Here is a 14,186-nt window from a genome sequence, read left to right as displayed (position 1 = left end):
GTACTTACCTTGTAAATGCGGCTGGTACTCCACCATCCACTGTAATCATACAGCCCGTTGTCTTATCTGATTTTGATGAAGCAAAGAAAGCAATCGACTCGGCAATATCACTTGGATAAATATTGACCAATAATGTCGTTCTGTTTCTATAATGTTCCTCTAACTCAGTCGGTTCAATTCCATAAGCTGCAGCTCGCTCCTCGCGCCAGTTCGATCCCCAAATTGCAGAACCCTGCAACACAGCATCCGGTAATATAGAGTTCACCCGAATCCCGTATTCCCCGCCCTCAGCAGCAATACAACGGGCTAGATGTACTTCAAGCGCTTTCGCAGAACTGTATGCAGCTGCATTTCGTCCAGCATAAACAGAGTTTTTCGACCCTACAAAAACCATATTTCCACCGATAGCTTGTGTCTTCATTTGACGGAATGCCTCACGAGCAACTAAAAAATAGCCCGTCCCAAGTACATCCATATTTAGGTTCCATTCTTGTAACGTCGTTTCTTCAAATGGACTAGATGTCGCCAATCCCGCATTGTTTACAACTGAGTCGACTCCTCCATAGGTTAGAGCAGAAAAGTCAAATGCGGATTTCACTTGGCTTTCGCTCGTTACATCCATTTTTATTGCAACTGCTCGACCTTCTCCGTATTGCGAGTTAATTTCATCGGCAACTTTTTGCGCGCCCTCTTCATTTAAATCTGCTAAAACAACATGAGCCCCTTCCGAAACAAATCGTCGAGCTGATTCACTCCCGATTCCACCTGCCCCGCCTGTAATGAAAATAACTTTTCTTGAAAACTCCACTTCAGGTGGTGCAAGCGACAACTTATATAATTCCAATGGCCAATACTCAATATTGTAAGACTCATTTTCACTAAGGGATACAAACTCCCCTAATGATGTAGCCCCCTTCATGACAGCGATTGCTCGATGATAAAGCCCCCCACTCCCATTAGCCATTGCTAAACTCCTGCCGGTATTCACCATTCCAATTCCAGGAATTAAAATCACACGCGGAGCAGATTCAAAAATTTGGTCCCCTTCATGCTTATTTCTTTCGAAGTAGGCTTTATATTCATTCTTAAATTCTTCAACCCCACTTTTCACTTGTTCAATTAATCCCTCTATATTATCTTTCTCCACATTCCAATTAATATAAAGTGGCGTACGTTTTGTATGAACTAAATGATCGGGACATGCAGCACCGATTTGAGTTAATACGGATGCGTCATGACTATTTACAAATTGTAAGACGTCACCAGAATCATCAAAAGTAAGAATCATTTTCTTTTCATCGCTAACAGCACCGCGAATAACTGGCATGATTCTTGCTAATAGTTCACGTCGTTCCACCTCGGAGAACGACAGGTATTTTTGACCACCAAACACCTTTTCATCGTTGCTACATCCATTAATGTATTTCTCCGCTTCATTAATTACAGATAGTGTTTTCTCATAGCACTCTCCTGAGGTGTCTCCCCAAGTAACTAAACCGTGTTTCTCCATTAACACGAGTTCGGCATTTGGATTTTCTTTTACACCTTCAGCAATCATCTTTGATAAGGTGAATCCCGGACGAACATAAGGAACCCACACAAAACGATTTCCGAAAATCTCTTTCGCTATTTCTTTCCCGTTATGTGCACAGCAAAGACTTATAATCGAGTCTGGATGCGTATGATCGACATGCTTATACGGTAAAAAAGCATGAAGTAGCGTTTCAATTGAAGGTCGAGGGTGTTTGCTATTGATCATACTGTGTCCCAAATATTCCACCATATCTTCATCATTCATTTCACTGCGTTCTATTAATGGGGCTATATCTTCCATTCTCAGCCCTGTAAAGTTTTCAGCACCCATTGTTGCTAAATCAGAGCCACTTCCTTTCACCCACATAACTTCTACATCTCTTCCACGAAAATCTTTTTCAATCGCTTTCATAGATGTATTACCACCACCCCAATTACAAACAGTGCGATCCGTTCCTAATAAATTTGAACGATACACTAATTCCGGTAATCCTTTTTCAAGTTTCCTTGCTTGATTTTCGTTCCATAAATTATTCGCCATCTCCATACCTCCGTTTTTGTTTGTTTATGTCTGTTTTTTATTATACACGACTTCAGACTATTGTGACTAGTTTTTTAAAATTTATTTTTAGAAGTCCATTTTTTCTTGATTTCACGCTTTTAAATACATAAATATCAATATACCGCATTACCAAAAATAAAATTTCTTAAAATTGATGTTCCCAAACGGAAATTAATATGCTAAGATGTGAATAACAAAAATCTTCTGTCAACTTAATAACAAAGAAAACAAAGATTTTCAATCATTTATACATATGAAATGACTGTCGTCTCATATGTATACGTCATTAATATTTCTAAAAACTAAACTTGTAAACGCTTTCTCGGAAAATTATCAGGGTTATAAAGTGAAGTTACTAACTCTACTAGTGAAAGTAAAGATGGGTTTCATGTTTATAAGAATGGTCCACTATTCTTATAAACATTACCAAATGAACTGATTAAAGTGTAATGCATGTCTCATGGCAAAGCATATCTGAAGGGAGGAAGGGTATCATGTCTGAATCTGAATATATCCTTGAGTTAAATGGAATCACAAAAGAATTCCCAGGCGTAAGAGCATTAGATAATGTTCACTTCAAATTAAAACCGGGAGAAATACATGCACTTATGGGAGAGAACGGTGCCGGTAAATCTACTTTCATTAAAATTATTACAGGTGTGCATCCGCCAAACGCCGGGGAAATGTATTTAAACGGAGAAAAAATATCTTTTAGCAATCCTAAAGAAGCCCAAAACATGGGGATTGCAGCTATTTATCAAAATGTAACGAACTATCCAGATTTAAGTGTTACTGAAAACATCTTTATGAGTCATCAAAAAGTACATGCAAAAACGAAAAGATTAAATTGGGGTACCATGCATGCCGAAGCAAAAAGAATCTTGCAACAACTTGGATCAACGATTGATCCGAAAATGGAAATGCAAGCGCTAAGTGTTGCCCAACAACAAATTATTGAAATTGCAAAGGCTATATCGACAAATGCCAAAATCATCATCATGGATGAACCGACTGCCGCACTGACAGCAAGGGAAAGCGAAGAACTCTATAAAATCACAGAAAAACTAAGAGATAGTGGAACTTCTATTATCTTCATTTCCCACAGATTCGAAGATATTTACCGGTTAGCGAGTCAAGTAACTGTTTTACGAGATTCAAAATATATCGGATCCTGGCAAATCGATGAAATTTCAAATGACCAACTCATTGTTGCAATGGTTGGGAGGGAAATTACACAAGTATTTCCCGATAAAAAAGGAAGTATCGGGGATAAGTTATTTGAAGTAAAAAACCTATCCAAAATGGGGTTGTTTGCAGACATCTCCTTTACACTTCACAAAGGAGAAATCCTTGGTATGACTGGCCTAATAGGGGCTGGACGAACAGAAGTATGCCAAGCACTCTTCGGCATAGCCCCTTATGATCAAGGTGAAGTTTTTTTAAATAATAAAAAAATTGAAATTAAACAACCCAAACAGGCAATGAAATTGGGTATCGGTTATTTGCCTGAAGATCGCCAATTACAAGGATTAGTTTTTGATTGGGACATTGGAAAAAACATTTCATTGCCAGCATTAACGAAGCTATCCAAAATGGGCTGGTTAAGTAACAAGAATGAGGCAGCCATCGCAAAAAGACTTGCCGAAAAAGTAGATGTTAAAGCACAATCCATTTTCGATTTGGTAAGTTCTTTATCAGGTGGAAACCAACAAAAAGTTGCTGTTGCCAAATTGTTGACAGCTGATTTAGATGTCATTATTTTGGACGAACCAACAAAAGGTGTAGATATTGGAGCAAAGTCTGCGATTTATGAAATCATAAACGATTTGGCAGCACAGGGATATGGAATCATTATGATTTCTTCTGAAATGCCGGAAATATTAGGAATGAGCGACCGAATTATCGTCATGCGTGATGGACGAATCGCAAACACTTTCAATAAGGCAGAAGCAACCCAAGAACGTATCCTTGAGGCAGCACTCAGTGAAACGACTCCTTCTAAGGAAATATTAAAAGTATAGCACCATGTGATAAACCGAAAGGAGTGTAATGAATGCGTGAAAATACGTTGAATGCAGTAGCTCAGCCCGAGATTCCGCCTAAGAAAACCTCAATACTAGCGAACATTTCTAAATTTAGAGAGCTTGGGCTTCTCGGGTTTATCGTTATTATTAGCCTTGTTGTCCAGCTGCGTAATCCAAGCTTTTTAAGCGGAGAAAATATTAACGATATGTTCACAAACACAGCCATTTTGAGTATTTTAGCTCTAGGCATGATGCTTGTTTTAATCACACGAGGAATTGACCTGTCCATTGGGGCAATTATTGCCTTATCTGGCATGATTTCTGCCCAAGTAGTCAGTATCTATCAGGGGTTGAATCCATTTCTCGCCATTTTACTAGGTATCGCCGTGGGTATTATTTGCGGGGTTGTCAATGGATTCCTTGTAGCTAAAGTAGGCATTCTTCCAATTATCGCTACACTTGCACTAATGAATATCTTTAGAGGAATGGCTTTCACAATAAGTGGTGGTGAATGGATTAGTGCCTATCAAATGCCCGAAAGCTTTGTTGCAATAGCAACCGGAAAAACATTGGGATTAAACAATTTGATTGTCATCGCGATTATCATCTATCTTGCTTTCTTCTACTTTGTAAACCATACACGAACTGGCAGACAAATCTATGCTGTCGGAAGCAATCCTGACTCAGCTACTGTAAGTGGTATTAATGAAACGAAAATTTTAATGCTTGTATATACAATTATGGGTGGACTCGCGGGTCTTTCCGGCGTCCTTTGGGTTTCTAAGTTTGCTTCAGCACAAGGGGATACCGCTGCTGGTTACGAGTTAACCGTTATTGCAGCATGTATTTTAGGTGGAGTCAGTATCGCGGGTGGTTCCGGGAAAATTTCTGGAGTCATTCTTGGCGCTATGTTATTCGGATTATTGAACAATGCGCTTCCTTTGTTAAACGTTTCTCCTTTCTGGCAATCGAGTATCCAGGGAGCAATCATCCTCATAGCTGTCATCTTTAACACACTAGTTAAAAGAGGCGTTGATTTAAATAATTTAATGAGGAGGAGGATTTAACTTATGAGCCCTAAAACAACAACTTCTCAGCAGGAGTACATCCCACGGACTTTATTGGATAAAAAAAGTTTTTCTCTTAAAAGTTTCTTCTTCCAATGGGAATGGATGCTTATACTCATTCTTTTCGCTGTGTTTTTAGTCAACTCCAACATCTCGCCGTACTTCTTTAACTACGGCAGTTTGCGTGACGGAACAATGATTTTCTTGGATAAAGCCTTTATTGTCTTCCCGATGGCACTCGTCATGATTTTGCGGGACATTGATATTTCTGTAGGGTCAACGGTCGCTTTATCATCCGTTGTCATGGCAACCTCTTATAACTTATTAGGTCTTCCTATGGAGGTTTCCATTGTCATTTGTCTCGCAGTCGGTGCCCTTTGTGGGTTAATCAATGGATTCTTAATTGTAAAGTTCAAGGAGTTGTCCGCTGTTATTGTGACATTAAGTACAATGATTTTGTATAGAGGAATCGCTTATGTCATTCTGGAAGATCAAGCTTCAGGAAAATTCCCTGAATGGTTCGGTTTTTTCGGATGGGGGTATGTGTTCGGAGTTCCCTTTATACTAGTACTCTTTGTTATCGTTGCCATCGCATTCGGCTTGCTTCTCCATAAAACAACATTTGGTCGTGAAGTGTATGCGATGGGGAAAAATCCAACTGCAAGTCGTTTCTCAGGTGTCAAAGTAGATAAAATCAAAATTATTGTCTTTACACTAACTGGGCTAATGGCTGGACTGACTGCTATCTTTTTAACTTCCCGAATGGGGAGTGCTCGACCAAATATCGCAACAATGTATGAACTCGATGTGATTGCTATGGCAGCACTTGGCGGAATCAGCACGGCAGGCGGAAAAGGAAGAATACTTGGCACAGTAATTGCTATATTCATCATCGGGTATCTTCAATATGGGCTTGGATTGATTAATATTCCGGCTCAAACACTTCTTATCGTAATTGGAATCCTGCTTATCCTAGCGGTTTCCGTTCCCAAAATTAAGGTTCCCACATTTTTAGCAAGAAAAAAAGAATAACTTTTGTTACTTTACAGTTGCACTGACTGTTTTGTATATAACACCCATTAAAAGGAGGAGAAAGTGTTGACTAATCTAAAAAAAATGTCTATGTTCTTTTTTACAATGGTACTAGCACTAATTATGTTAGCCGCTTGTAGCCAAGAACCGCCAAGCAGTGGAGGTAACAAAGATACAGATGAGGCTAAGGGTACGGAGAAGCCCGAAGAAAAAGACAACGGTGAAAAAGACAAGTATGCCTTCATTTTCAAAAATACTGGAAATCCTTATGGTGAGAAAATGATGGATGGATTTAAAGATGCAATTGAAGAACTTGGTGGGGAAGTTATTTTACGCTCACCAGATCAACCAACAGCAGAGGGGCAAATTCAAATTATTGAACAGCTCATCCAACAAAAAGTAACTGCAATCGCCATTGCTGGAAATGACAACGATGCTTTGGAGCCAGTATTGAAAAAAGCAATGAATCAAGGGATTAAAGTTCTTTCTGTAGACTCTGCTGTTAACGCGGATAGCCGTATTCTACACGTCAACCAGGCTAACCCAGAAAGAATAGGACGTATTCAAATTGAAGCAGTTGCTGAAATGATTGGTGGCGCAGGAGAAATTGCAGTGTTAAGTGCAACTTCCCAAGCAACAAACCAAAATCTTTGGATTGAGTGGATGCAAAAAGAGTTAGAGGAACCCGCATATAAAGATATTACTCTTGTAAAAGTTGCATACGGTGATGACTTACGAGATAAAAGTGTTTCTGAAACAGAGGCGTTGTTAAAATCTTATCCAGATTTGAAGGCTATCATTGCTCCAACAACTGTTGGAATTGCAGCAGCTGGGAAAGTGCTAACGGATAAGAATTTACAAGACAAAGTAAAATTAACTGGGCTTGGTCTTCCAAGCGAAATGGCAACGTATCTTGAAAATGGAGTTTCACCGTGGATGTACCTGTGGAATCCAATCGATGTTGGCTCTGCCGCAGGATACATTGCTCACGCTTTAGTAACTGGTGATATTACAGGTGCGTTAGGTGAAAGCGTGGAAACGGGTGTGTTTGGAGAATTGGACATCGTAGAAGATGGTGATGGAACACAAGTTATGCTTGGAGATCCATATAAGTTTGACGCGGACAATATCGGGGAATGGAAAGACGTTTATTAAACCGATAATCAATTCAACATACGAATAATCAATGAATCGGGAATATTGTTCTTCTTATCAGAATAGATAAGTTGCTATATTCCCTTTTTTTACGAGGAGGATTCCTATGAATTATTATTGGGAAAAAGCTGAATGCCACTGGTCAGAGGATTCGGTACGACTTATTTCTACTCCTTCAGCAGAGGCACGCTCTGCATTTTTTTATATTCAAGAGATTGGTCATTTTAAAACTTTATATCCATTTTTTACAGAAAGGCAACATTTGGATTCGTATTTAATTGTGCATACGTTGAGCGGGAATGGACAATTGACCTATAATAATACAACCTATTCTCTTGGCCCTGGCGACTTATTTTTTATCGATTGTAATAACTATCAATTGTATCAGACCTCAAATGAAGATTCCTGGGAAATACTGTGGATCCATATTAAAGGAAGTACGACTGCTGAATATTACAAACACTACTCAAAAAGCAATTCGCCAGTAAGCATTTCCCATCAAGAATCTCACGTTCCTTATTTAATGCAACAGCTTATTCAACTTCATCAATTGGATAAAGCGAGTCTGAAGACTGAAATAATAAGTTCTAAACTCATCCTTGATCTACTAACGGAGGTTTTATTGAACAGTAGCGAATTGAATAAGAATACAGCAATTACACCAGATTATATTGAACAAATGAAAACGGAGTTGGAAGTTAATTATGATAAAAAAATAACCCTCACACAACTTTCTAAACTTTTCGCGGTAAACAAATACCAATTAGCTAAGGAATTTAAACATTACATCGGGATTACCCCAAATGAATATTTAATAAATAGACGAATAACGAAAGCTAAAGACCTGCTGAAAAATACTAATTTAACAATTTCCTCGATTTCTTTTCAAGTGGGCATTGATAATGTTAGTCATTTTATTAACTTATTTAAAGACCGGGTGGATAGTACACCGCTTTCTTTTCGAAAACATTGGCAAAACGGATGGAATGATTCGAAAAAAGCAAAATAGGAATAAAGGAACCCCTTGAGACTTAACTTTACCAGGAGTATATTAAATCTTCGAGTGAGAGTTCATTCATTGCTCCTTCCCTTCATCCCGCTAAAGTTTATTACTATAGAATTGAGATGATTCTATAGTAATAAATACAATGCTTTATTGGCGTAACAGGATTTTACAGAACGCACGGACTTGCCCAATTGATTATGATCTTCCCATACACAGACATCCCAAGAATCAAGCACTGATTCCTGGGATGTTCTGTCTTTATTTCTCCAACACCAACAAAGCGACTAGCTCCACATGCACTGTATGCGGGAATAAGTCGACAGGTTGCACGGTTTTAAGCGTGTAGCCGAACGGTAATAATTCAGTTAGATCCGTCGCGAATGTGTCAGGATTGCAGGATACATAGACAATCCGTTTCGGCTTTGAGCGTCCGATACGGCGCATTACTTTCCCACCAGCACCGCTACGTGGTGGGTCCACCAATAGAATATCAGCGAATCCAAAATGCTCATGCATCTCATCCAGTCCTCTACGTGCGTCACGGGCCAGGAATGTCGTGTTATGCAAATCATTATCGACGGCATTGCGTTTTGCAGATGCAATCGATGTCTCGACAATCTCAATTCCCGCCAATTCCTTCACACGTGCAGCGAACGGTAAGGAGAACGTGCCGACACCACAAAACAGATCGATCATTTTCTCATCTTCCTGTGGTTTCCCCATTTCAAGCGCAAGGTCCACAAGCTTTTGGGCTTGTTTTGGGTTCGTCTGGAAAAATGTATCGAACCAAAGTCGATAGCGATAGCCAGCCATTTCATCATAAATGAAATCACGCCCCGCTAATAGATGCGTATCCTCTGATTGTGTGCGATCCGCCCAGTCCGTATTGACAAGCCAAAGAAGGCTTTTCACATTCGGGAACTTTTTCGTAATCCGCTCGACCAGATTTTCAACGGCAGACGTCAATTCACCATCAGGTGTTTTCGTAGCGAACAATGCCAACATCATTTCACCAGTCGCATGCGATTCTCGCACCATCAAATGACGAAGCAGTCCCTCATGCGCATCCTTGTCATAGCCTTTAAGCTCGAACTCTTTTACCCACTCACCAATCTCCAACATACCATCGACCATATTTTGGCCTGCTATCAAACACGTTTCCAATGGAATAATCTTGCGGAAATTCCCTTGCTCATGCATGCCGATATCCCCTGCAGGTGAAAACGTGAATTCCATCTTATTACGATAATGCCAAGGTTCGTCCATGCCAATCGTCTCTAGCACCAGTTCAGCATCTAATCCTTCGCTCTCCAATGCCTTCTTCACTTGCTGGGTCTTATGCTTCAATTGACCTTCATACGTCCAGTGCTGCCAGACACAACCTCCACAAAGCTCAAAATGTGGACAAGGTGCATCCGTCCGTTCAGGGCTTGCCACTAGTATCTCAGCAGGCATAACTTTTCTCCAGCGCTTATCGGGCTGATCTACGACTACCTGCACCGACTCCCCAGGGAGCGTCTGTGGTATTGTCAGTTTCAGCTTTCTAGGATTAAAAGCTTTATCTTTAGCATTCTCACGCCAAACTGCAGATTGTCCATTGCCCTTATGATCTAAATGGTCAATTTTCGCAACTAATGTTTCTTCTTTTATAACAGTCAAGGAATGATTCCCCTTTCAACAGTCCATTCGTATATTAAAGGATTATTTCCACACTATTTGTGTACCTCTTCAAAACAGACATACCTTGTCATTATAACGAAAATCGAACTGAAAGAACATGCTCTTCTTACAAGTTCATCAATAAGAAAAGGCGCTGGTTTCATCCAACGCCTTAAAGTGGAGCAAAAATTATTCAAGCAGCATTTATTTTATAATCACCAGTGAAGGCGCCTTACTGGGCTAGCTGAGCGTTATAAGTAGGATTCTTTATATCTAACCGTGATAACTTTTCATATTCATACTAGTACCTACCCTGATTTAATAAGCACCCCGAATATTATTGTGCACCTCATTCTTATAAAACTGTGCCAATTTATTCATTTCATTTTCCGAAAACCCAGCTACTTTTAACGCTTTCAAATTATCTTCTACTTGGGCAACATTCTTAAAACCGGGGATTACACAAGATATCGCATCATGTTCTAAAATCCATTTTAATGCAGCTTGTGTCATACTCCCTCTATTTTCAGCAGTCCAGGATAGCTTACTACTCAATTCCACACCTTTCTTAAATTCTAACCCTGCGAATGTTTCTCCGACATTAAACGCTTCTCCATCGCGGTTAAAGTGTCGATGATCATCTGATTCAAACTGGGTATCGGCCACAAATTTACCCGTTAATAATCCACTCGCTAGTGGAACACGTGCGAGGATGCCGACACCTCTAGCTTTTGCTTGTGGAAATAGACTTTCTATTGGCTTTTGGCGCAACATGTTAAAGATGACCTGAAGTGTACGTACATTTGGCTGTTCAAGGCATAATAGGCCCTCTTCAACTGTTTCTACACTTACGCCATAATAACGAATCTTGCCTTGCTTCTTCAAACGATCAAGTACCTCAAACACTTGCCCGTCCTTTAAAATGTCCATTGGTGGACAATGAATTTGAAATAAATCGATTTGGTCACGGTTAAGTCGTCTCAAGCTGTCCTCACAATACTTTGTGACGCTTTCCATTGAATAGGTTTGCGGATCATAGATATCCCCTGCCCGGCAAAACTTCGTTGCAATATGGATATCTTGTTCTTTTCCCCTAGTTGCTTTTGCCAACAGTTCTTCACTATGTCCATCTCCATAAACATCTGCGGTATCAAAAAAGTTTACACCTTGCCCTATTGCGTAGTCTAACGCTCTAAGTGATTCCTGATCATTCGTTTTTCCCCATGCCCCACCAATCGCCCAAGTGCCAAAGCTGAGTTCACTGACCTTTAAATCTGTATTACCTAATTGACGAAACTTCATTTACTACCCACTCCCTTAGTTTTAATAGTAAGAAAACCTTTCATCTAAAAAACTAAAATTAAGCACCAACTAATTAGTTGGTGCCCAGTATACATAATTACCTTCGAAATGCTACAAGTTTTTCGTTCACATCTTTTGTTTGAGTATAAACAGTTTGATAAAGGTCAAACAGCTTTTTATATTTCGTCACATTTTCTCGGTTTGGTACAAATTGTTTATCAACCTTTAAAAATGTATCTGCACATTGCTGGAGTGAATCAAACCATCCACATCCATAGGCGGCCAACATCGCTGCCCCCATGCCTGGGCCCTGCTCACTTTCAAGTCTGACAATTGTAGCGTCAAAAATATCTGCTTGCATTTGAAGCCATACTTCATTTTTCGCACCACCACCAATTGAGACAATTGTATCGATTTCTTTCCCGCTACGTCGGAAAATCTCAATGGATTCATTTAGCGAAAATGTAATGCCTTCAAGTACCGCTCGCACAAAATCTTTTCGTTGATGAGCATTATCCATGCCGATAAAGCTAGCACGAATCGTCGCATCTGCATGTGGTGTCCTTTCACCAACTACATAAGGGGTAAATAGTAATCAAAGAAATATATGGGAAGCGTAAAGAGACGGTTGAGCGCGTCTTTACCGACAACAATGAAAAGCATGTCATGCAATGGACAACCCCCAAAGGGGACTTAAAAAAATGTCCATGCAGGCGATGCTCACTTTCGCTGCCCAAAATCTTAAGAAGCTCGCCAGATTGACGCGGGAAACGCCAGCAAGGGCATTATATAAATTAAGACAGCTATGCGATATGGAGATTCTCCGCACATAATACATCAAAAATAACAAAAGGGCTTGAAATCGGGTTGATTTCTAGCTCTTTTGTCTACAGTCTGCCCCCTCACAAGCAGTGAGGGGTTTTGTTTATTAAACTTTAAAGGTACTGATTACTTCTTGTAGATCCTGGGCCATTGAACTTAAAGCAATTGTTGAAGCTGATATTTCCTCCATTGAGGCATTTTGTTCTTCTACTGAGGCAGCTACGTTCTGTGTATTTCCAGCAGATTGTTCAGCGATAGAAGCTAGAGCTTCCATTGTCTCTACCATACTTTGTGAGCTTGAATTAACTTGCCCGATAATAGCAGAAACCTCCCGCGCCTCTTCGGTAACTTGTTCAATGGCCATTAATATGTCTTTGAAGACCTCACCTGTTTGATGAACCATATTAATACCTTCCCCGACAACGGATGTACCAAGATTCATAGATTGAACGGCATTCTCCGATTCAGCTTGGATCTCTATAATAAGATTACGGATTTGACCGGCGGCTTGTCCAGACCCCACGGCTAACTTTCTAACTTCATCAGCAACGACTGAAAACCCTCGACCATGCTCCCCAGCCCGCGCAGCTTCAATCGCAGCATTTAAAGCTAAGAGATTTGTTTGATCAGCAATCTGAGTGATCAATTCAACGATTTGACCAATTTCCTCTGATTTTTCACCTAAGGCGTTAATAATCTCTCTCGTTTCACTTACGGACTGTTGTACAAGATTTATTTGTTCAACAGTTTGGGTAACCACAGTGTTTCCAGCGGCTGCTTTTTCGCTCGTAGAAGTCGTTAAATCTGCGACGGATTGAATAGAAAATGCAGCCTGATTCATCCCATTTGAGATTTCTATGACTGCTTGAGAAGCTCCCCTTGCATGGGAAACTTGCGTTTCCGAACCTAAAGCTACCTCTTGAATGGCAATTGAGATTTGTTCAGTTGCTTTACCGGTCTGTTCGGCACCGGCAGAAAGCTGTTCTGATGTTGCCGCCACTTGTTCGGCATCTAAGCTAACTTGTTGGATCAATTGACGAAGATTCATTTTCATTTGGTTAAAGGATTTTGCAAGATTCCCTATTTCATCCCGATTTTTCACCATTATGTCCTCTTGAGCCAAATCGCCAGATGCGATTCCTTCTGCCATCTTTTCAATTAATAAAATCGGTTTTGTAATCATTCGAGTAATGATGACGCCTATTAAAATCGCCAAAATAATTGCAATCACACTTAAGGTAAGAACTGTCGAAGTAACGGAACTAACCAACGCAGAGCTAGCAAGACTTTCTTCCTTCATAAGCTCTGCTTGCTCTATGGCTATTTGACTTGAGATATCGCGTATTTCCCTCACTAGGGGCATAGCTACCCCAAGGAAGTGTTTTTCAGCTTTATCTGGACTAGAATTCATCAAGCTTATGATTTGGTCTGATTCTAACTTAAACTGTTCATTCAACGTTTCAAGTTGTGTGAGTGTATCTTTCAGGTCTTGGTGATTAGCTAACTTGTAGGCAGCTTCAATGTGCTCATTAAGGTCAGTTATCACTTGTGCTAACGCTTCTGGTGTACCCTTTTCCTGTAATAGCACACCTCGCAAGCTACTGATTTCTTGCGAAGTACTTATCTCCATTTTCAATGCATGCGATTCAATAACCGCTCGTCTATCTACCAAATCGGAAAAAGATTTGTCTACCTTTTGTATATTGTAATAGGATATAGAGCTAATGATTCCAAGAATAATTGCAACACTTAAGAATCCGCCTAACAATTTATTTCCAATTGTGAAGTTCATTCCTATAACCCCTTTTTCAGTTTTATTAATACTGCTTCTTTGATTTTATGTTCATAATTCATACAAAAACTACTACCTAAGATTATCCTGAAATCAACCTGCCGTTAATATTTCAATCATCAATGTTGTCTCATGCCTCTCTGCTCTCCTTAATGAATAACCCTGTTCAATAGAAATCAATACCTTTCTGTAATCGTAATAAAGCGATGTGTTTATAGTGATTTATGACTAA

Annotated in this window: 9 protein-coding genes and 2 pseudogenes; 6 read left to right on the top strand and 5 right to left on the bottom strand. The window is 39.8% G+C overall.

Translation table 11 applies throughout. From position 1 onward, the window contains the following. Nucleotides 1–4 precede the first annotated feature (4 nt). Complete coding sequence (locus R2B77_RS08485) at nt 5–2,074, bottom strand: bifunctional aldolase/short-chain dehydrogenase (RefSeq protein WP_203248071.1); 2,070 nt, start codon at nt 2,072–2,074, stop codon at nt 5–7. Nucleotides 2,075–2,589: 515 nt separating this feature from the next. On the opposite strand from R2B77_RS08485, the gene R2B77_RS08480 reads away from it, so the two are divergent. From R2B77_RS08480 to R2B77_RS08460, 5 genes are all read left to right on the top strand, one after another. Then, nucleotides 2,590–4,116 carry a sugar ABC transporter ATP-binding protein gene (locus R2B77_RS08480; protein WP_203248072.1) on the top strand — a complete coding sequence of 509 codons (1,527 nt, stop codon included), beginning with the start codon at nt 2,590–2,592 and terminating at the stop codon, nt 4,114–4,116. Between the two features lie 32 nt (nt 4,117–4,148). Next, nucleotides 4,149–5,186 (top strand): ABC transporter permease, encoded by a 1,038-nt coding sequence (locus R2B77_RS08475; RefSeq protein ID WP_203248073.1) that lies wholly within the window; start codon nt 4,149–4,151, stop codon nt 5,184–5,186. A gap of 3 nt (nt 5,187–5,189) precedes the next feature. Then, on the top strand, nt 5,190–6,218 hold the full coding sequence (locus R2B77_RS08470) for an ABC transporter permease (protein ID WP_203248074.1): 1,029 nt from the start codon (nt 5,190–5,192) through the stop codon (nt 6,216–6,218). Between the two features lie 66 nt (nt 6,219–6,284). Then, nucleotides 6,285–7,373 carry a rhamnose ABC transporter substrate-binding protein gene (gene rhaS, locus R2B77_RS08465; protein ID WP_203248075.1) on the top strand — a complete coding sequence of 363 codons (1,089 nt, stop codon included), beginning with the start codon at nt 6,285–6,287 and terminating at the stop codon, nt 7,371–7,373. A gap of 106 nt (nt 7,374–7,479) precedes the next feature. Continuing rightward, entirely contained in the window at nt 7,480–8,382 is a 903-nt protein-coding gene (locus R2B77_RS08460; RefSeq protein ID WP_203248076.1) for an AraC family transcriptional regulator, read from the top strand. 255 nt (nt 8,383–8,637) lie between these two features. Here R2B77_RS08460 and rlmD read toward each other — a convergent pair whose 3' ends face one another. The 3 genes and pseudogenes from rlmD to R2B77_RS08445 all read right to left on the bottom strand — a co-directional run. Continuing rightward, on the bottom strand, nt 8,638–10,038 hold the full coding sequence (gene rlmD, locus R2B77_RS08455; RefSeq protein ID WP_203248077.1) for a 23S rRNA (uracil(1939)-C(5))-methyltransferase RlmD: 1,401 nt from the start codon (nt 10,036–10,038) through the stop codon (nt 8,638–8,640). Nucleotides 10,039–10,356: 318 nt separating this feature from the next. Continuing rightward, nucleotides 10,357–11,340, bottom strand: coding sequence for an aldo/keto reductase (locus tag R2B77_RS08450; RefSeq protein WP_203248078.1), 984 nt, complete (start codon nt 11,338–11,340; stop codon nt 10,357–10,359). 97 nt (nt 11,341–11,437) lie between these two features. Further along, a pseudogene (locus tag R2B77_RS08445) lies at nt 11,438–11,935 on the bottom strand (FGGY-family carbohydrate kinase); the annotation flags it as partial. Between the two features lie 2 nt (nt 11,936–11,937). Between R2B77_RS08445 and R2B77_RS08440 the strand changes: the two are divergent. Next, nucleotides 11,938–12,173: pseudogene (locus R2B77_RS08440) on the top strand (transposase); the annotation flags it as partial. Between the two features lie 95 nt (nt 12,174–12,268). Here R2B77_RS08440 and R2B77_RS08435 read toward each other — a convergent pair. Beyond that, on the bottom strand, nt 12,269–13,954 hold the full coding sequence (locus R2B77_RS08435; RefSeq protein WP_203248079.1) for a methyl-accepting chemotaxis protein: 1,686 nt from the start codon (nt 13,952–13,954) through the stop codon (nt 12,269–12,271). Between the last annotated feature and the right edge of the window lie 232 nt (nt 13,955–14,186).

Source organism: Sporosarcina beigongshangi (assembly GCF_033485195.1).
Lineage (GTDB): Bacteria > Bacillota > Bacilli > Bacillales_A > Planococcaceae > Sporosarcina > Sporosarcina beigongshangi.
Note: the sequence above shows the minus strand (reverse complement) of the source record. Positions and strands in the feature narration are given on the sequence as shown.

Excerpts from the sequence above, each read along its gene's own strand:
- R2B77_RS08485 (WP_203248071.1), bottom strand. The coding sequence starts at position 2,074 with ATGGCGAATAATTTATGGAACGAAAATCAAGCAAGGAAACTTGAAAAA.
- R2B77_RS08480 (WP_203248072.1), top strand. The coding sequence starts at position 2,590 with ATGTCTGAATCTGAATATATCCTTGAGTTAAATGGAATCACAAAAGAA.
- R2B77_RS08475 (WP_203248073.1), top strand. The coding sequence starts at position 4,149 with ATGCGTGAAAATACGTTGAATGCAGTAGCTCAGCCCGAGATTCCGCCT.
- R2B77_RS08470 (WP_203248074.1), top strand. The coding sequence starts at position 5,190 with ATGAGCCCTAAAACAACAACTTCTCAGCAGGAGTACATCCCACGGACT.
- R2B77_RS08460 (WP_203248076.1), top strand. The coding sequence starts at position 7,480 with ATGAATTATTATTGGGAAAAAGCTGAATGCCACTGGTCAGAGGATTCG.
- R2B77_RS08450 (WP_203248078.1), bottom strand. The coding sequence starts at position 11,340 with ATGAAGTTTCGTCAATTAGGTAATACAGATTTAAAGGTCAGTGAACTC.
- R2B77_RS08435 (WP_203248079.1), bottom strand. The coding sequence starts at position 13,954 with ATGAACTTCACAATTGGAAATAAATTGTTAGGCGGATTCTTAAGTGTT.